Source organism: Burkholderia sp. BKH01, from assembly GCF_025685725.1.
Taxonomy (GTDB): Bacteria; Pseudomonadota; Gammaproteobacteria; order Burkholderiales; family Burkholderiaceae; genus Burkholderia; species Burkholderia pyrrocinia_C.
On the sequence record NZ_JAOTQT010000014.1, the window covers coordinates 103795 to 121909 of the forward strand.

The 18115-nt window shown below is 67.9% G+C and carries 13 protein-coding genes and 1 pseudogene; 6 read left to right on the top strand and 8 right to left on the bottom strand.

From position 1 onward, the window contains the following. The first annotated feature begins 60 nt into the window (after positions 1-60). Positions 61-1317, top strand: coding sequence for an oxalate decarboxylase family bicupin (locus OEJ37_RS20810; protein ID WP_263345297.1), 1257 nt, complete (start codon positions 61-63; stop codon positions 1315-1317). Between the two features lie 96 nt (positions 1318-1413). Then, positions 1414-2721: an Nramp family divalent metal transporter gene (locus OEJ37_RS20815; protein WP_263345298.1), complete on the top strand. Its 1308-nt coding sequence runs from the start codon at positions 1414-1416 to the stop codon at positions 2719-2721. Between the two features lie 215 nt (positions 2722-2936). Here the strand turns inward: OEJ37_RS20815 and OEJ37_RS20820 are convergent, their stop codons facing one another. From OEJ37_RS20820 to OEJ37_RS20840, 5 genes and pseudogenes are all read right to left on the bottom strand, one after another. Further along, on the bottom strand, positions 2937-4526 hold the full coding sequence (locus OEJ37_RS20820; protein ID WP_263345299.1) for an ABC transporter substrate-binding protein: 1590 nt from the start codon (positions 4524-4526) through the stop codon (positions 2937-2939). A gap of 126 nt (positions 4527-4652) precedes the next feature. Further along, entirely contained in the window at positions 4653-4985 is a 333-nt protein-coding gene (locus OEJ37_RS20825; RefSeq protein WP_175946961.1) for a sugar ABC transporter ATPase, read from the bottom strand. Between the two features lie 249 nt (positions 4986-5234). Then, positions 5235-5564 (bottom strand): hypothetical protein, encoded by a 330-nt coding sequence (locus tag OEJ37_RS20830; protein ID WP_175946962.1) that lies wholly within the window; start codon positions 5562-5564, stop codon positions 5235-5237. Between the two features lie 166 nt (positions 5565-5730). Beyond that, positions 5731-6159: pseudogene (locus tag OEJ37_RS20835) on the bottom strand (EmrB/QacA family drug resistance transporter); the annotation flags it as partial. A 177-nt stretch (positions 6160-6336) separates the two neighbouring features. Beyond that, positions 6337-7239: a LysR family transcriptional regulator gene (locus tag OEJ37_RS20840; RefSeq protein WP_174416892.1), complete on the bottom strand. Its 903-nt coding sequence runs from the start codon at positions 7237-7239 to the stop codon at positions 6337-6339. 146 nt (positions 7240-7385) lie between these two features. Between OEJ37_RS20840 and OEJ37_RS20845 the strand changes: the two genes are divergently transcribed. Then, positions 7386-9434 carry an FUSC family protein gene (locus tag OEJ37_RS20845; RefSeq protein ID WP_263345300.1) on the top strand — a complete coding sequence of 683 codons (2049 nt, stop codon included), beginning with the start codon at positions 7386-7388 and terminating at the stop codon, positions 9432-9434. Positions 9435-9456: 22 nt separating this feature from the next. Here the strand turns inward: OEJ37_RS20845 and OEJ37_RS20850 are convergent, their stop codons facing one another. Further along, complete coding sequence (locus OEJ37_RS20850) at positions 9457-10377, bottom strand: bestrophin family protein (protein ID WP_263345301.1); 921 nt, start codon at positions 10375-10377, stop codon at positions 9457-9459. Between the two features lie 12 nt (positions 10378-10389). Continuing rightward, positions 10390-12714 carry an FdhF/YdeP family oxidoreductase gene (locus OEJ37_RS20855; RefSeq protein ID WP_263345302.1) on the bottom strand — a complete coding sequence of 775 codons (2325 nt, stop codon included), beginning with the start codon at positions 12712-12714 and terminating at the stop codon, positions 10390-10392. 155 nt (positions 12715-12869) lie between these two features. Here OEJ37_RS20855 and OEJ37_RS20860 point away from each other — a divergent pair, with 155 nt between their 5' ends. Continuing rightward, positions 12870-14291, top strand: coding sequence for a PLP-dependent aminotransferase family protein (locus OEJ37_RS20860; RefSeq protein ID WP_175918123.1), 1422 nt, complete (start codon positions 12870-12872; stop codon positions 14289-14291). 55 nt (positions 14292-14346) lie between these two features. On the opposite strand, the gene OEJ37_RS20865 is transcribed toward OEJ37_RS20860, so the two are convergent. Beyond that, positions 14347-15588 (bottom strand): mechanosensitive ion channel family protein, encoded by a 1242-nt coding sequence (locus OEJ37_RS20865; RefSeq protein WP_263345303.1) that lies wholly within the window; start codon positions 15586-15588, stop codon positions 14347-14349. A gap of 501 nt (positions 15589-16089) precedes the next feature. Here OEJ37_RS20865 and OEJ37_RS20870 point away from each other — a divergent pair. Further along, complete coding sequence (locus tag OEJ37_RS20870; RefSeq protein ID WP_263345304.1) at positions 16090-17808, top strand: SulP family inorganic anion transporter; 1719 nt, start codon at positions 16090-16092, stop codon at positions 17806-17808. 106 nt (positions 17809-17914) lie between these two features. Continuing rightward, a complete protein-coding gene (locus OEJ37_RS20875) occupies positions 17915-18082 on the top strand; it encodes a hypothetical protein (protein ID WP_411859274.1) in 168 nt (55 codons plus the stop codon). Positions 18083-18115: the final 33 nt, after the last annotated feature.

Genomic DNA, 18115 nt, shown 5'->3' on the forward strand with positions numbered 1-18115 from the left:
GAAAAACGGCAATTGTTCCGTAATGGGAATTCGCTCAATCGCAAGAATGAAGAGGAAATCATGACGAATCTTTCTCGACGCAAGATGCTGGCGGGTACGGCTGGCGCCATTGCCGCCGCGGGTATCGCCGTATCGGCCAAGGCCGCCTCGTTCGGTAATCCGGACAACCCGCCGGAAGGCGCGATGAATGCGCGTAACCGTCAGAGCCTGACCGACCCGGGCCCGAAAAATCCGGCAATCGCCAACCAGTTTCCGTCTTTTCAGGATCCGCCGGCCACCGATATCAACGGGATGCCATTATTCTGGGCGTCTTTCAATAATGCCCATAAACGAATTCAAAATGGCGGGTGGGCGCGCGAAGTCACGCAGGACGATTTTGCCATTTCGGAAACCATTTCCGGCGTCAACATGCGCCTGACGCGCGGTGGCATTCGCGAGATGCACTGGCACCAGCAGGCCGAGTGGGCAATCATGCTCGACGGCCGTTGCCGGATCACGGTACTCGACGAACTGGGGCGGCCGTCGGTGCAGGACGTGAAAACCGGTGATCTCTGGTATTTCCCGCCCGGCCTGCCGCATTCGCTGCAGGGCCTCGGCACCGACGGCGCCGAATTCCTGCTCGCGTTCGATAACGGCCGTGCGTCGGAATTCAATACGCTGCTGCTGACCGACTGGATCGCGCATACGCCGCCCGACGTGCTCGCGCTGAACTTCGGCGTGCCGGCCGATGCGTTCAGGAATGTTCCGCTCGACAACCTGTGGATCTTCCAGGGCGACGAGCCCGGCCCGCTCGCGCAAGCCCAGCGCGCGTCGGCTTCGTCGGCCGGTGCGCCGCCGCATCCGTTCATCTTCTCGCTCGGCGACATGAAGCCGGTCAGGAAGACGCGCGGCGGCGAAGTGCGGATCGCGGACAGCACCAACTTCAACGTGTCGACGACCGTCGCGGCGGCGCTCGTCACCGTGCATCCGGGCGGCATGCGCGAACTTCACTGGCACCCGAACGCGGACGAATGGCAGTACTACCTGCAGGGCGAGGCCCGGATGACCGTGTTCGACACGGGGCCGAAGGCGCAGACGGCCGACTTCCGCGCGGGCGACGTCGGCTACGTGAAGAAGAGTCTCGGCCACTACGTGCAGAACACCGGCAAGAGCGACCTGGTGTTCCTCGAGATCTTCAAGACCGACCGCTACGCCGAGGTATCGCTGTCCGACTGGCTCGCGCACACGCCGCCGAAGCTCGTCGAGGCGCACCTGAACCTCGCGCCGGACGTGATCGCGCAGTTTCCGCGCAACCGTCCCGACGTCGTGCCGTTGTAACGCCGCCGTCGTCCTGCCGTGGCCGGCAGGCGGCAGGCCGGCCGCGACGCCCGCTTCCGGGCAAGCCCTCCTTATCCGAACGGAACACAACACACCATGATTCCCGTCACGAGCAAATCCGCCGGCGGCTTCGCGCTGCCGGGCCTGTCTCCCGAGCGCGCCGACAGTGCCGCGCGCGCCGCGCTGGAAGGGCGCCGCACCGGCGTCGCCGCGTTGCTGCCGTTCGTCGGCCCGGCCGTGATCGCGTCGATCGGCTATATGGATCCCGGCAACTTCGCGACCAACATCCAGGCCGGCGCCGCGTACGGCTACCGGCTGTTGTGGGTCGTGCTGGCCGCGAACGCGATCGCGATGCTGTTCCAGGCGATGTCGGCGAAGCTCGGCATCGTGACCGGCCGCAATCTCGCGGAGCTGTGCCGCGACCGTTTCCCCGCGCCGGTCGTGTGGGGCATGTGGGCCGCATCCGAGATCGCCGCGATGGCGACCGATCTCGCCGAATTCCTCGGCGGCGCGCTCGCGTTCGGGCTGTTGTGCCACCTGTCGCTGTTCGCGGGAATGATCGCGACGGCATGCGCGACCTGCGCGATCCTCGCGCTCGAAAAGCGCGGCTTCCGGCCGCTGGAAGCCGCGATCGCGGCGCTGGTCGGCGTGATCGGCGCGTGTTATCTCGGCGAACTGCTGATTGCGCCGCAGGACTGGCACGCGGCCGCGTTCCACCTGGTCGTCCCGCAGATTCCGGACCATGCGGCGCTGACGATCGCGGTCGGGATCATCGGCGCGACGATCATGCCGCACACGCTGTATCTGCACTCGGGCCTGACGCAGGATCGCGCCGCGCCGCGCGACGAAGCGCAGCGGCGGCGGCTCGTGCGCTTCTCGAACCGCGAGGTGGTCGTCGCGCTCGGGCTGGCCGGGTTCGTGAATCTCGCGATGGTGATGATGGCGTCGTCGGCGTTCCACCTGAGCGCGCCGGGCATGACCGATATCGGCGACGCGTATCACACGCTGATCCCGGTGCTCGGGCCGGCGGCCGGCGCGCTGTTTCTCGTCGCGCTGCTGACGTCGGGCGTGTCGAGCTCGGTGGTCGGTACGATGGCCGGGCAGGTCGTGATGCAGGGTTTCATCCGCCGCCGCATGTCGGTATGGGTGCGGCGCGCGGTGACGATCGCACCCGCGTTCGCGGTGGTCGCATTCGGCTGCGACGTCACGCGTGCAATGGTGGCAAGCCAGGTCGTGCTGAGTTTCGTGCTGCCGATGCCGATGATCGCGCTGCTGATGCTGTCGGCGCGCGAGGACGTGATGGGCGCTTACGCGATGCGGATGCCGTTGCGGATCGTCGCCGGCGCGGCGACGATCGTGATCGTCGGGCTGAATGCGTATCTGGTGTGGGCGGCATTCAATTGAACGGCAGCAGGCGGCGACCGCCCGGCCGCCGCCTGCTGCTGCATGTCCTGCGCCTCGCACAGCCGCCAGATCGCATTGCACTGCTGGCCGCCGCGGCTCGTCGAGCGCAGCGTGATGACCGCGCCGGCCGCGACCCGATACCGGAAATGCGCCATCGGTTCGGTGCTTTTGCGCTGCGCCAGCCCGTCGGCCGGCACGTCGCGCCGCGGCGGCGATTACTTCGCGAGCGTCCGGTATGACACGAGGTCGTTGATCGGCCCGATTTCCGGCCCGGTCGTGCCGGGGCGCGTCGCGACCTGCACGACCTTCTCGAACATGATGATGAACGGCGAGTTCGCGAGCACGGCCTTCTGCAGCGCTTCGTAACGCTGCGCGCGTTTCGCGGGCGACGGCTCGACGAGCGCGGCCTCGGTGTCCTTCGTCAGTTGCGGAATGTCCCAGCTGTTGCGCCACGCGAGCATCTTGGTCGGCGACTGATCCGAGTTGTCGGGATTCCACGCGAAGCCGCGCGCGTTGCTGTTCGGGTCCATGTAGTCGGGCGACCATTCGCCGATGAAGATGTCGTGCTGGCGCGCGCGGTACTTGCCGATCGCCTGTTTCGCGTCGCCCGGGATCAGCTTCACGCGGATGCCGCCCTGCGCGAAGTTCGCCTGCAGCGCCTGCGCGATCTCGAGGTACGGATAGTCGTTCGGCATGTCCATCGTCACGTCGAAGCCGTTCGGCAAGCCGGCCTTCGCGAGCAGCGCCTTCGCCTTCGCGACGTCCTGCTTGTACGGCCGCGCGTTCAGCGTGCCGAGGAAGCCTTCGGGCAGGAAGCTTTCATGCACCTTGTAGGTGGTACTGACGATGTTGCGCTGGATGCCGTCGTAGTCGACTAGCCATTTCATCGCCTGCTGCACGTCGGGCTTCGCGAGATTCGGGTTCTTCGTGTTCAGGCTCAGGTACAGCAGCGCGGACACCGGCCACGACGCGACCTTGATCTTGCCGGCCTTCGTCAGCGCGGCGAGGCTGTCGGGGCTCAGGTTGCGCGCGGCGTCGGCGTCGCCGTTCTCCAGCAGCAGCCGCTGCGCGGACGCTTCGGGCACGTGGCGCAGCACGACGCGCTTCATCGGGTACGGCGTGCGGTATTTGTCGAAACGCTGCAGCACGATGCTTTCGTTCGGTGTCCACTTGACGAGCTGGTACGGGCCCGAGCCCGCGTCGTTGGTCCTGAGCCAGCCGCTGCCGAAATCGTTGCCCTGCTGGTGCGACAGCAGCAGCTTCTTGTCGAACACCGATGCCGGGCACGCGCTCAGCACGTTGAGCACGAAGCTCGGCGCGTACTTGCGGTCGGTTTCGAGCACGACGGTTTGCGGATCGATCGCGCGCACCTTCTGCATCACGTTCGCCTTCGTGAGGCCGAGATCGGCGAGCACGCCGGCCGGCCCCTTGTCGAGCAGGATGGTGCGCTGCAGCGACCACGCGACGTCGTCGGCGGTCACCGGGTTGCCGGAATGGAACGTGAGGCCGGGGCGCAGCTTGAACGTGTAGGTCACGCCGTCGGCGCCGACCGTCCACGATTGCGCGATCTGCCCGTCGAAGCGCGTAGGATCCTTCAGGTCGACGCGCACCAGGCGTTCGTAGGTGTTCGCGACGTACTCGGACGGCACCAGTTCGTAGATCCCGCTCGGGTCGAGGGTCGTGAATTCGCCGAGCTGCGTGGCGACGACGAAGATGCCGGGCGGCGTGGCAGCCTGCACCGGCAGCGCCGGAACAAGCGCGACGAGCGCGGCGCTGACGAACAGCCGGGACAGCAGGTGCTTCATGCGGGCTCCATCGAAAAGGAATCGTGGGTGCGATTCTCTCATCGACGGCTACCCGGATGAAAATATTCGATGTGCGCGCGGTGGCGCGCGGGAGCGGGCCGGGCTGGCGCCCGGCGCCGGCAGGCGTCAGATCACGCAGCGCGCGATCGCGAAGCGCATCGCTTCCTCGGGCGGTTCGCTGCCCGAGCCGCGCACGACCTTGACGACCGAACCGTTGCCCGACGGCGTCAGCGTGACGAAGTACGAATTCGATCCGATCGAGATGTCGGTCACGCCGTTGTGCTGCGACTGCTCGGTACCTGACAGACGGCTGTCGAGGCAGTTGGCGATCGCGTGGGCCGGGCGTTGCGACGACACATAGATCATCGGCGCTGCGCCGGATGAGGCCGAGTTGGACGAAGGGGCGGAACCGCAGGCGGCGAGCAGGGCGGCGGGGAGGAGCAGCAGGAATCGTTTCATGGTCGGATCGTCGAGTGTCTCGTATCGAGGCTGGGGCGCAGGGGAGGCGAAACGCGAAGCTTCGCGACGAAACCGCCCGGAATCGGGCCGTTTTTGACGGTCGAATACGGCGAGCGGCTGACGACGGAGTATACCCGCGGCATTTGACGCAGATCGCGCGTTGAAACGATTCGATACAACAAGCACCCGCTGCCGCATGGCGGCAGCGGGCGTTTCAGGCGATGGCGATTGGGCGCTTGTTGTGGTCGCTTACTGGCCGATCTTGTTGCTGACCGCATTTTCCTGCTGGTTCAGCACGCGCTGTTCGCTCTTGGTGATGTGGCTGTGATCCTGCGCAGCCATGTCCCGCTCTTCCTGGCGGATCTTGTGGTCGTCACGGTGCAGGCGCGCGGCCTGTGCGTGCGACATCTCGCCTTCCTTCACTTCGTGATGGATGCGGCGATTCTGGTTCGCGAGACGCTGGTTGACCTCTTCGCGGCGCGGATGCGCCTGCTGCCACGGCGTGTCGGCGAACGCGGTGCCGGTCAGCACCGACATCAGGGTGGCGGCGATCGCGAGATGGCGGGTAAGGGCTCGCATGGTGTTTTCTCCTGTCGTTGCGCGCCCGGATCGTGGGCGCTTGATGAAAAAACGCGGAGCGGGCACCGGCTGTTGACGTTTCCGCCTGTATCGATTGCAAGTCTTTATTACGTCTGCGCGTTGCGGCGCGGGCCCGGTGCGCGGAGCGTGGCCCGGCCGCCGCGAATCAATGCGCGCCGGCCGCCGCCGCATCGGCATCGCCGCCGCCCGAGCGCGACGGTTTCGTGATCCAGATGAGCGGAATGATCGCGATGAAGATGATCGCCGACACATGGAAGATGTCGTTCAGCCCCATCACGGCCGCCTGCGAATCGACCGATGCGTTGAACAACGCGAGTGCCGAATCGGGGCTCAAGTGCAGCAGCGAGCGCGTCGTGTCGACCTGCTGCGCGAAGATCGGGTTGGTGACGCTCGCCTGTTCGGTGAGCCGCACGTGATGCAGGATCGTGCGGTCGTTCCACGCATTGCTGATCAGCGACGTGCCGACCGCGCCGCAGAACGTGCGGCCGAAATTCGACAGGCCGGCTGCGGCCGGGATCTTTTCCGGCGGCAGGCCGGACAGGATGATCGACGTCAGCGGCACGGTCAGGGAGGCGCGACGCGCGTGACGCGTCGGCGGGCAGCGGGCACGTGGCTGCCGTAGCGGGTGTGGTCGTTTTTCATTGGCACAGGCTAACGATGCGGCGAACGACGATCAACGCTCGGCGCGCTCATTAAATCCTTTCGTATGCCGCAATAATCCGGATGCGACGTGCCGATTGCCGATTACTGATTACGGCGCGGTCCGCCACGCGGTGAAGACTTCCGTCAGGAACTCGACGAACGCGCGCACCTTGCTGTCGAGCGTCGCGCGCCGCGGGTAGAGCACGTGCAGCTCGACGTCGTCGGTGCGGTGCCAGTCGGGCAGCACGATTTCGAGTTCGTTCTTCGCGAGCCGCCGCGCGGTGTAGTGCGTGGAGATCAGCGCGATGCCGCCGCCGCTCGCGGCCTGGCGCAGCACCGTGACCGATTCGTTCGAGATCAGCACGGGCCGCACCGGCACGTCGGCCACGTCGCCGGCCGCGTTGGTGAGCCGCAGCGTCAGGCCGGGCATGTCGCGGCCGACGAACAGGATGTCGTGTTCGACGAGATCCTGCGGCGTCTGCGGCCGGCCGGCGCGGTCGAGGTAGAGCGGGCTGGCCGCGAGCTTCGCGTGCGACCAGCCGAGCGAGCGTGCGACATAACCGGAATCGTTCAGCACGCCCGCGCGCAGCGCGACGTCGAAGCCGTGTTCGACGAGGTCCAGCGCGCTGTTGTCGTAGATCAGCACGAGCTGGACCAACGGGTAACGCCGACGAAACTCGGCGAGCGCCGGCTCCAGCTCGAACAGGCCGATCGAGTAGGGCACCAGCACGCGCAGCGTCCCTTCGGGCTCCGTGCGCAGCGCGCGGGCCTGGCGGTCCGCATCGAGCAGGATGTCCTCGGCACGCAGGCAACGCTCGTAGTAGTCGCGCCCGGCTTCGGTGACGGACACGCGGCGCGTGGTGCGGTACAGCAGCTGGACGCCGAGCTCGTCCTCGAGCTGCCTGACCTTGCGGCTCACGCGGCTCAGCGGCATGTCGAGTTGCGTGGCGGCGGCGGTGAAGTTGCCGCGTTCCACCACGCGCAAGAATATCCGGATGCTCTCGAAGTCCATACGGCTCGTTTCAGTGTTCGGTCAGCGGGCATCTTACCGTCGCGCGCCGGATCGCTTCGTGTCGCGCCGATTATCCTGCGCGGTGCAATAACGCATCCCGTCGACGCCCCGTAGCGGCAGCCGGCGCGCGACCGTATGCTCGCCGGATGAAATTCGCTTTCCCCAGCCTGCCGCCGCTCGCGGCCGCCCGGGCCGCGCTGCGCGATGCGCACCCGGCGCTGCCGCCCGGCGCCGTCGCGTTCGCGCTGCGCAATACAGCCGCGTCGTTGCTCGCGCTCTACATTGCGTTCCGGATGAATCTCGACGATCCGAAATGGGCCGCGTCGACCGTATGGATCGTTGCGCAGGGCAGCCGCGGGATGGGGCTGTCGAAAAGCCAGTACCGGATTCTCGGCACCGCGATCGGCGCGGCCGTCGCGCTTGCGCTGACCGGCGCGTTCGCGCAGACGCCCGAGCTGTTCCTGGCGGCGCTTGCCGCATGGATCGGCCTGTGCGCGGGCGTCGCGACGTTCCAGCGGAATTTCCGCGCATATGCGGCGGTGCTCGCGGGCTATACGGCCGCGATCATCGCAATGGACGCGGCGTCCGCGCCGCTGCACGCGTTCGATATCGCGATCGCGCGGTTCCTGTACGTGGTGGTCGGCATCCTGTGCGGCGCGGCGTTCGAAACGATCTTCGCGCCGGGCGCGCCGCTGACGGACGTGCGCACGCGGCTCGCGCGCTATCTCGATCGCGCGGTTGCCGTCGGCGCGGGTGCGTTGCGCCGCGAGCCGAACGGCGCGGCGGTACACCGGCTGTTCGCGGACGCACTCGAACTCGATACGGCGGCCGAATACGCGGCCGCCGGCGCGCCGCCGGTGCGCAACGCGATCGGCCATTTGCGTGCCGCGGCGCTGGGTGTGCTGACCGCGCAGGCCGCGGGGCAGGCGATTCGCGAACATGCCGCGCGCGGCGGCGATGCGCCGGACCCGCTGGTGGACGATGCCGCACGCGTGCTCGACGGCGTCACTGCATCGCGCGCATCGGGCGCGTCAGGCGACCCGGGGCGCGAGATGGCGGCGTTGCGCGCGCGCGTGGACGACGCGCTGCGCGTCGAGGTCGCCGGGCCGGCCGGCCCCGACACGTCGCGCCTGCTGATGCTCGACCGGCTGGCGGCGCTGCTCGCGGGCTTCGACCACGCGCTCGCGAGCCAGGCGCTGCTCGACCGGCCGGAGCCGCCGCCGACGCGCGTGCGCTATGCGTTCCACCGCGATCCGGTGCTCGCGTGGCACAACGGCATCCGCGCGTTCGTCGCGGTGCTGGCCGCGTCGGCGCTCTGGATCGTTACCGCGTGGCCGTCGGGCGCCGGTTTCGTCGCGATCACGGCCGTGGTCGGCGCATTGTTCTCGACCCGCCCGAACTCGGTGCGGGCGGCCGTCGGCTTCCTGAAGGGCTCGGCGTGCGCGGCCGTCGCGGGCGTCGTCTGCAATTTCATCCTGCTGCCAGCGGTGTCGGGCTTCGAGATGCTCGCCTACATCCTCGGCGTGTTCCTGATCGGCACGGGCATCGCGATGCGTCATCCGCGCACGGCCGCGATGGGCAGCGCGTTTTCGATCTTCTTCTGGAATTTCACGTCGCCGGACAATACGGTGCGCATCGGCGACGCCGCGTTCCTGAATGCCGCAGTCTCGACGCTGCTCGGGATCGCATTCGGCGCGCTGGTGTTCGCGCTCGTGTTTCCCGGCGATCCGGGCACCAGCCGGCGGCGCCTGCATCGCGCGGTGCGCCGTGACCTGGCCGGCATTGCGCGCGATCCGCGCGCGTGGTCCGCGAGCACGTGGCTGAGCCGCACGGCCGACCGTCTCGCGCTCGAGCTCGGTTTCGCGGGCAGCCTGCCGCAGACGCTGATCGAGCGCGACATGCGAGACTTGCTGGCGATCTGGGGATTCGGCGACAGCCTGCTGTCGCTTGCCGAACTGGCGGCGCGCGAGCCGGCCGTGCGCCGTGCGGCGACCGTGGTGCGCGGGCGGGTCGAGCGCGCGGAATTCGCGCAGATCGACCGGACCTGCGACGTGGCGGCCCGCGTGCTGCGGCGGCGCGTGGCCGCTCGCGACGGCGACGATACGCATGCGTTGCTGCGCGGCATCGTGCTGCTGCGGCGAATCGCGGATACGGCCGCCGAGCACGGCGGCTTCCTGCGCGGGCGCCACGGCTGAGCGGTGCGGCGCGGGCGGTGCGTCAGGTGAGGCGAAAGGACCGGCCGGGCGTCACTTCCGCCGGCAGCGGCTCGCGGTTCAGTTCGAGCAGCGTGCGCTCGATCTGCCGCGTGATCGCATCGAGTGCGAGATGGTTCGGCCCGTCGCCGAATGGCTCGGCGATCGCATGCGCGATCGCGTCGAGCGCGATCAGCGTATACGCGACGAACACGGTGACGAACGGCGTCGCCGCGCCGATCGAGTCGACGAGGCCGAACGGCAGCAGCACGCAGTACGCATAGATGGTCCGGTGCAGCAGCACGTCGTACGAGAACGGGATCGGCGTCGACGCGATGCGCTCGCAGCCGCTCACCATCGAAACGAGCTCGTCGAGGCGCGCGTCCAGCATCCACAGCCGCGTATCGGCGAGGTGACCGGCGTCGGCGCGCGCGGCGAACGCTTCGCGCAGCTCGTGCACGATCGCGACCGGGCGGAACCGCGACGCGCCGACGCGCGCGTAGGTGCTGTGGTCGAGCAGCGCGCGCAGGTCCGCGGCCGGATCGGTGCCGCGCAGTTGATGCTTGAGCGCGTAGACGAACGCGACGACCGTCCGCACGAACGCGCGCCGTGCATCGTCGCCGTGATCGACCGCGCCGTAGCAGAGCGCTTGCGACACCAGCGTGCGCGTGGCGGTCAGCACGCCGCCCCACAATTGCCGCGCCTCGCGATAGCGGTCGTAGCTCGCGTTGTTGCGAAACCCCGCGAAGATGGCCAGCGTCAGGCCGATCAGCGTGAACGGCGTCGGGTTCAGCGGCACCTTCTCGCCGAGCACGCGGCCGCCGCCCCACACCGCGACGAGGCTGATCGCGAGCGTCAGCACGAGCTGCGGCAGGATGGTCGGCAGCACCGAGCCGTTCCAGACGAGCAGCATCCGCAGCCAGTGCTCGCGCGGACGAACGATCATCGTCGGGCTCCGTCAGGCGGCGATCGATGCCGGTGCGGCCGCGCGATGCAGCAGCACAGGCACCGACTTCGACGTCGGCGTATTGCACATGTCGCCGACGCTGTCGAGCGGCACGAGCGGGTTGGTTTCCGGGTAGTACGCGCCGATGCAGCCGCGCGGGATGTCGTACTCGACGAGCAGGAAGCCGTCCGCGCGCCGCTCGATGCCGTCGTGCCACACGGTTTCCATGTCGATCCATTCGCCGGCCTTCAGGCCGAGCATCGCGAGATCGTCACGGTTGGCGAACACCACGCGGCGCTGGCCGAACACGCCGCGATAGCGGTCGTCGAGCCCGTAGACGGTCGTGTTGTACTGGTCGTGCGAGCGCGTCGTCATCAGCGTCATCAGGCGTTCGCCGTGCAGCGCGCGGGCGCGCTGGATCGGCGTGTCGGTCGGCAGCGCGTGCGCGATGAAGTTCGCCTTGGCCGTCGGCGTGAGCCATTCGCGGTCGCGCGATGCGACGCGCAGGTGGAAGCCGCCCGGCCGCGCGATGCGCGTGTTGTAATCGTAGAAGTCGTCGAGCGTTGCCTCGATCGCGTCGCGGATCTTCGCGTAATCGTCCTTGTACGCGAGCCAGTCGATCTTGCCGCTGCCGAACAGCGCGTGGCCCATGTGCGCGACGATCGCGGGTTCCGACATCAGGTTCGGCGACGCCGGCTTGTTCATCCCGTACGACACGTGGACCATGCTCATCGAATCCTCGACCGTCACGCCTTGCGCGACGTTGTCCTGCAGGTCGATCTCGGTGCGGCCGAGCGTCGGCAGGATCAGCGCGTCGCGGCCGTGGATCAGGTGGCTGCGGTTCAGCTTCGTCGTGATGTGCACCGACAGGTCGCAGCGGCGCATGCCTTCCCACGTGCGCGGCGTGTCGGGCGTCGCCATCGCGAAGTTGCCGCCGAGGCCGATCAGCACCTTCACGTGGCCTTCGAGCATCCCCTCGATCGTTTCGACGACGTCGTAGCCGTGGTGGCGCGGCGGTTCGAAATCGAACACGTGGCCGAGCCGGTCGAGGAACGCCTGCGTCGGCTTTTCCTCGATGCCGACCGTGCGGTTGCCCTGCACGTTCGAGTGGCCGCGCACCGGGCACAGGCCCGCGCCGGGGCGGCCGATGTTGCCGCGCATCAGCATCAGGTTCGTCAGCATCTGCACGGTCGCGACCGAATGCTTGTGCTGCGTGATGCCCATGCCCCACGTCGCGATCACGCGCTCGCTGCGCGCATAGCGTTGTGCAAGGCCGTCGATCTGCTCGTACGGCACGCCGCTTTCCGCCGTCAGCGCGGACCAGCTTTCGTTGCGCAGGTCGTCGGCGAACGCGTCGAAGCCGGCCGTGTGCTCGCCGATGAACGCGGTGTCGAGCACACGCGGCGTACCGGCGGCGCGCGCGGCGTCGTCGAGTTCGAGCACGCGTTTCGCCATCCCCTTGATCAGCGCGAAATCGCCGCCGATCGTCGGCTGGATGAACGTCGACGCAATCGCAGTGCCCGACATCGTCAGCATCTCGAGCGGGCTTTGCGGATCGGCGAAGCTCTCGAGGCCGCGTTCCTTCAGCGGATTGATCGACACGATCGTCGCGCCGCGCTTCGCGCATTCGCGCAGTTCACCCATCATTCGCGGATGGTTGGTCGCGGGGTTCTGGCCGAAGATCAGCAGCGTGTCGGCGTGCTCGAAATCGTCGAGCGTGACGGTGCCCTTGCCGACGCCGACCGACATGGGCAGCCCGCGGCTCGTCGCCTCGTGGCACATGTTCGAGCAATCGGGGAAGTTGTTCGTGCCGTACAACCGCACGAACAACTGGTACAGGAACGCCGCTTCGTTGCTCGCGCGGCCGGACGTGTAGAACGCGGCCTGGTTCGGGTCGGGCAGTGCGCGCAGGTGGCGCGCGATCAGCTCGAACGCGTCGTCCCATGCGATCGGCACGTAGCGGTCGGTCTGCGCGTCGTACACCATCGGGTCGGTGAGCCGGCCGTGCTGTTCGAGTTCGAAATCCGACTGTTCGAGCAGCTCGGTGACGGTATGCGCGGCGAAGAATTCGGGCGTCACGCGCTTGCTCGTCGCTTCGGCGGCCACCGCCTTCACGCCGTTCTCGCAGAATTCGAACGTCGATGCGTGCTGGCGGTCGGGCCACGCGCAGCCGGGGCAGTCGAAGCCGTCCGGCTGGTTCTGGCGCAGCAGCGTGCGGTAGTTGCCGCCGGCGACCTTTTCCTTGATCAGGTTGATCGTGACGGCTTTCAGCGCACCCCAGCCGGCGGCCGGGTGGGTGTACGGTTCGATGCGCGCGGTGGCGGATTTCTTTTTCATGGTGCAACAGGTGTCGGGGTCGATGCGTGCAGAGTACGCGCGGCAGCCGTGCGACTGTGTGTACACCTGTTCACTTCAAAAAAGAGTACAGTTTCGGCCATTCAGGCAGTGCGGATCGCAACTGTGTTGGTGAAGGGAAATTGAAAGGAAGTCCCGTGAAGCGTTACGAACAACTGGCCGACGATCTCCAGGCGCAGATCGAGCGCGGCGTGTACCGGCCCGGCGAACGGATTCCGTCGGTGCGGCAGGCGAGCCGGCAGCAGCAGCTCAGCGTCACGACGGTACTGCGTGCGTACCTCGTGCTGGAAAGCCGCGGCCTGATCGAAAGCCGGCCGCAGTCGGGCTATTTCGTGCGGGCGCGCGCGGCGGCGCCGGCCGAGGCCGAGCTGCACATGTCGGCGCCGGCCGCCGAGCCGTCGGCGGTGGACGTGAGCCGGCTCGTGCTGTCGACGCTGCGCTCGATCGCGCGCGACGATGCGGTGCCGCTCGGCTCACCGTATCCCGATGCATCGCAGTTCCCGGTGCAGCGCCTCGCGCGCCATGCACAGGCAATCGGGCGCCGCCGCACGCGGTGGGGCGTGATCGACGATCTGCCGCCGGGCAACCAGGAGCTGATCCGCCAGATCGCGCGGCGTTATGCGGAGCGCGGAATCGCGGTCGAGCCGGGCGAGATCGTGGTGACGATCGGCGCGACCGAGGCGATCAACCTGTGTCTGCAGGCCGTCGCGAAGCCGGGCGACACGATCGCCGTCGAGTCGCCGACGTTCTACGCGATGCTGCACGCGATCGAGCGGATGGGCATGCGCGCGCTCGAAGTCGCGACGCATCCGGCCGATGGCATCGATCTCGACGCGCTCGAACGAATTCTCGAGCGCGAGCGCATCGCCGCGTGCATGGTGATGCCGAATTTCCAGAACCCGCTCGGCTTCCAGATGCCCGACGCGCGCAAGCGCGCGCTCGTCGAGCTGCTGGCGAAGCACGGCGTGCCGGCGATCGAGAACGACGTCTATCACGAGCTGCACTTCGGCGACACGACGCCGAGCGCGCTGAAATCGTACGACCGCGACGGGCTCGTGTTGCATTGCGCGTCGTTCACGAAAAGCCTGTCGCCGCGCTACCGGATCGGCTGGGCGATGCCCGGCCGCTACCGCGACCAGGTCGAGAAGCTGAAATTCCTGAACACGCTTGCGACGCCCGCTATCGAGCAACTGGCGATCGCGGAGTACCTGAAACATGACGGCTACGATTTCCACCTGCGGCGCATGCGCAAGCAATACGCGCAGCAGGCGAGCCTGATGAGCGCGATGGTGCGGCGGTTCTTTCCGGAGGGCACGCGGCTGTCGCAGCCGCAGGGCGGGTATGTGCTGTGGGTCGAGCTGCCGCCGCAGGTCGATGCGATGAAGCTCTACACGCTCGCGCTCGCGCAGCGGATCACAATCGGGCCCGGGCACATGTTCTCGACGGGCACCGATTACCGGCATTTCATCCGGCTCAACTACAGCTATCCGTGGTCGCGGCAGATCGAGGAAGCGCTGAAGGTGCTGGGGCGGCTCGCGTCGGAGTGCGCGGCGCGGTGAGTGCCGCTGTGCCCGGAGGCAGGCGGCGGCCGGTGGCCGGCCGCCGTGGCATGGTTCAACCCGCGCGCGGTGCCGGCAGCCCGGCTTGTGCGGCGCCGGCCATCTGCCGCATGTCGAAGCCCGACGGGTGCTGGTACACGCGCAGCCCGAACTCCGGCAGCACCGCGATCAGGTGGTCGAACAGGTCGGCCTGGATGGTTTCGTAGTCGACCCACGACGTCGTATCGGTGAAGCAGTACAGTTCGAGCGGAATGCCTTCGGCTGTGAGCGGTAACTGCCGCGCCATGCACGTCATGTCGCGGCGAATTCGCGGATGGCCCTTCAGGTAGTTCGCGACATACGCGCGGAACGTGCCGAGGTTCGTCAGCTGGCGACGGTTCGCCGGGCAGTCACCGGCCGCGCCGAGCGTGCCGTTCCATTGCTCGATCGCGTCGACCTTGTCCTCGAGATAGTCCTTCAGCAGCGTCAGGCGTTCGAGCCGTTCGATCTCGTCGTTCGCGAGAAAGCGCACGCTCGTCGCGTCGACGAACAGCGCGCGCTTGATGCGGCGGCCGCCGGCTTCGGTCATCCCGCGCCAGTTCTGGTAGCTCTCGGTGATCAGTTTCCACGTGGGCACCGTGATGATCGTGTGATCGAAGTTCGCGACCTTCACGGTGTTCAGCGTGATGTCGATGACCGTGCCGTCCGCGCCGGCCGACGGCATCGTGATCCAGTCGCCGATCCGCAGCATGTCGTTCGACGACAGTTGCACGCCCGCGACGAGGCCGAGCAGCGTGTCCTTGAAGATCAGCATCAGCACCGCGGACATCGCACCGATGCCGGACAGCAGCAGGCCGATCTGCTTGCCGGTCGCATCGCCGATCACGACGAGCGCGGCCGTGATGAACATCACGAGCTTGACGAGCTGCATCGCGCCTTTCAGCGACAGGCGCGGCTGGTCGCGATGGTGCGTGCGATGCGTGTGTTCGAGCGCGGACAGCGTTGCGCTGATCGTCATCGTCACGAGGAACACGATCAGCGCGAACAGCACCTTGTCGGCGACTTGCGCGGCCGTGTCGGGAATGCCGGGCACCGCGCCGAGGCCGAGCTTGATCACGACGAACGGGACGATGCGGTTCAGCCAGCTGAACGCGCCGAACTCGAACAGCGCGTCGTCGACGCGCGTGGCCGACAGCCGCGCGAGCCGCGCGACCACGCGAAACAGCAGGAAATGGACGGCCGCGGTGATCGCACTGGCGGCGGCGAGCAGGACGAGGATGCCGACGAGCGGCGCAAACCAGGATTCGTTCAGGGTCATAGGGGCAGACAGGGGCCTTCTCGTGCGTTGAATCGGCGCCGCGATGCGGCGCGTGCCCGGTGAAGGGCACATGAAAGGGACCGTGATTGTGCCATCGGGTTCCGGGTGCATCCGTCGAACGCGCGCCGCACGGCTCCCGAACATCCTCACCATTGCGCAGGTATCCTCTGTAATCGGGTGATGGTGAAGGGCGAATCCGCATCACCGCAAGCCGGTGTGCGCACCGGTTACCGGATGCGTCGTACGCATGCCCGCAGTCGGCTCGAAGCCTTTGCGGCGGGCCCTCGCGGGTGACAGCGCCGGACCGGCGATCCATGCAATCATGCGGGCGCTGCATGCGTTGCCGGTGCGTCGCTTGCCGACGCGTGCGGCCGCTCCGCCGACGGTGAGCGACACGCGCCCCCTTCGCGCACTTGCCATGCGATGCCTGCCCGAGGCACGATGTGCGAACGACTTCGCGAACCGCGTCACCCCGTCACTTCGTCATCACGCATTTCACGCATGCAAGATTCCAGCGAAAACCCTCCGTCAGGCGTGCGTCTGCTGAAAGGCATCCTGCCGATCCGCCGAGCGGGGGCCATTCGTGACGTATTCGCGGGCATTTCGCTCGCGTCGATGGACATCCCGCAGGTGCTCGGTTACGCGCGCATCGCCGGCATGCCGGCCGTCACGGGCCTTTACACGGTATTCCTGCCGCTCATCGCGTTCGCGTGCTTCGGCGCGTCGCGCCATCTCGTGGTCGCCGCCGATTCCGCGACCGCGACGATCTTCGCGAGCCGGCTTGCGTCGATGGCGCCGGCCGGCAGCGCCGACTATGCGGCGCTGGCCGGCATGGTCTCGCTGCTGACCGCCGCGATGCTGCTGCTCGCGCGCATCTTCAAGCTTGGTTTCCTCGCCGATTTCCTGTCGCGCACGGTGCTGGTCGGCTTTCTCGCCGGCGTCGGCGTGCAGGTGTCGATCGCGATGCTCGGCGACATGCTCGGCTTGGCCGTGCCGTACCCGGCGTCGCGCAGCCTCGCGCAACTCGCCTATGTCGTCACGCATCTCGTCCACGCGAACCGGCCGACCTTCGCGCTCGCGGCACTCGTGGTCGTCGCGATTCTCACGTGCAAGCGGTTCCTGCCGCGCGTGCCGATGCCGATGATCGCGGTCGCGGCCAGCATCGCCGCGAGCCATGCGTTCGGTTTCGCCGCGCACGGCATCGCGGTGCTCGGGCCCGTCGCGGGCGGGCTGCCGCCGCTGCGCTGGCCGTCCGTCACGTGGCAGCAGTTCCTCGATCTCGTGCCGGTCGCCACGTCGTGCTTCGTGATGATCATCGCGCAGAGCGCGGCCGCCGCGCGCGTGTTCGCGCAGCAGTACGGCGAGGACGTCGACACCAACGCCGACATCCTCGGCCTCGCGGCCGCGAATGCGGCCGCGGCGGTCGGCGGCGCGTTCGTCGTCAATGGCAGCCCGACGCAGACGGCGATGGCCGATGGCGCGGGCGTGCGCAGCCAGATCGGGCATCTCGCGTTCGCCGTCGTCGTGGTCGTCGTGCTGCTGTTCCTCGGCACGACCCTGCAGTATCTGCCGCATGCGGTGCTGGCCGGCATCGTGTTTACGATCGCGCTCGGGCTGATCAACGTGCGCAGCCTCGCGGCAATCCGCAGCGAAAGCCCCGGCGAATTCACGCTTGCGCTGGTGACGGCAGCGGCCGTCGTGACGGTCGGCGTCGAGCACGGCATCCTGCTGGCCATCGCGTTGTCGCTGATGCGGCATGTGCGCCACAGCTACCAGCCGCACACGATGGTGCTCGAACCGGTCGAAGGCAACGGACGGTGGCAGCCGGTGCCGACGCGGCCCGGCGTGCTGACGGCGCCGGGGCTGATCGTCTACCGGTTCGGCTCCGGCCTGTTCTTCGCGAACGACCATCTGTTCGCTGCCGAGGTGACCGAACTCGTCGATGCGGCGCCGATGCCGCCGCGCTGGTTCGTCGTCGACGCGGGCGCGATCACCGATCTCGACTATTCGGCCGCGCGGACCGTGACCGATCTGGTCGAGACGCTGCACGCGCGCGGGATCGGCGTGCTGTTCGGGCGCGTCAACCGCTACTTGCGCGCGGACATGGATCGTCACCGGATCACCGAGATCGTCGGCGCGTCGTGCATCTTCGCGACGCTGCATCAGGCGCTGGAGGCGGCGGGCACGACGCCGTCGCCGCAGGAGCCGGGCACCGTGTAGCGTGAACCGGCGCTATGCGGCTGCGCGCAAGCGTGCGAAGCCGTTGCGCAGGTGGCGGGCCAGCTCCGTCGCGGCTGGCGTGCGCTGGCCGCGCGGCAGATGAAGGTTGATCGCGAAGTTCGGCAGCTTGGCCGCGATGGCGTCGCTGTCGCTGTGGTGTTTCGCCGGGCTGCTGTTCGCGCGCGTGTTGCGTACGGAGCGGCAGTGGCGCTGCCTGAATGTGGGGCTGGGCGTGCTGCTCGTGGTGTCGATCGTGCCGATGTGGCTGCCTTAGCGACGCTGCGCGCGCATCGCGGCGCAGCGTCCA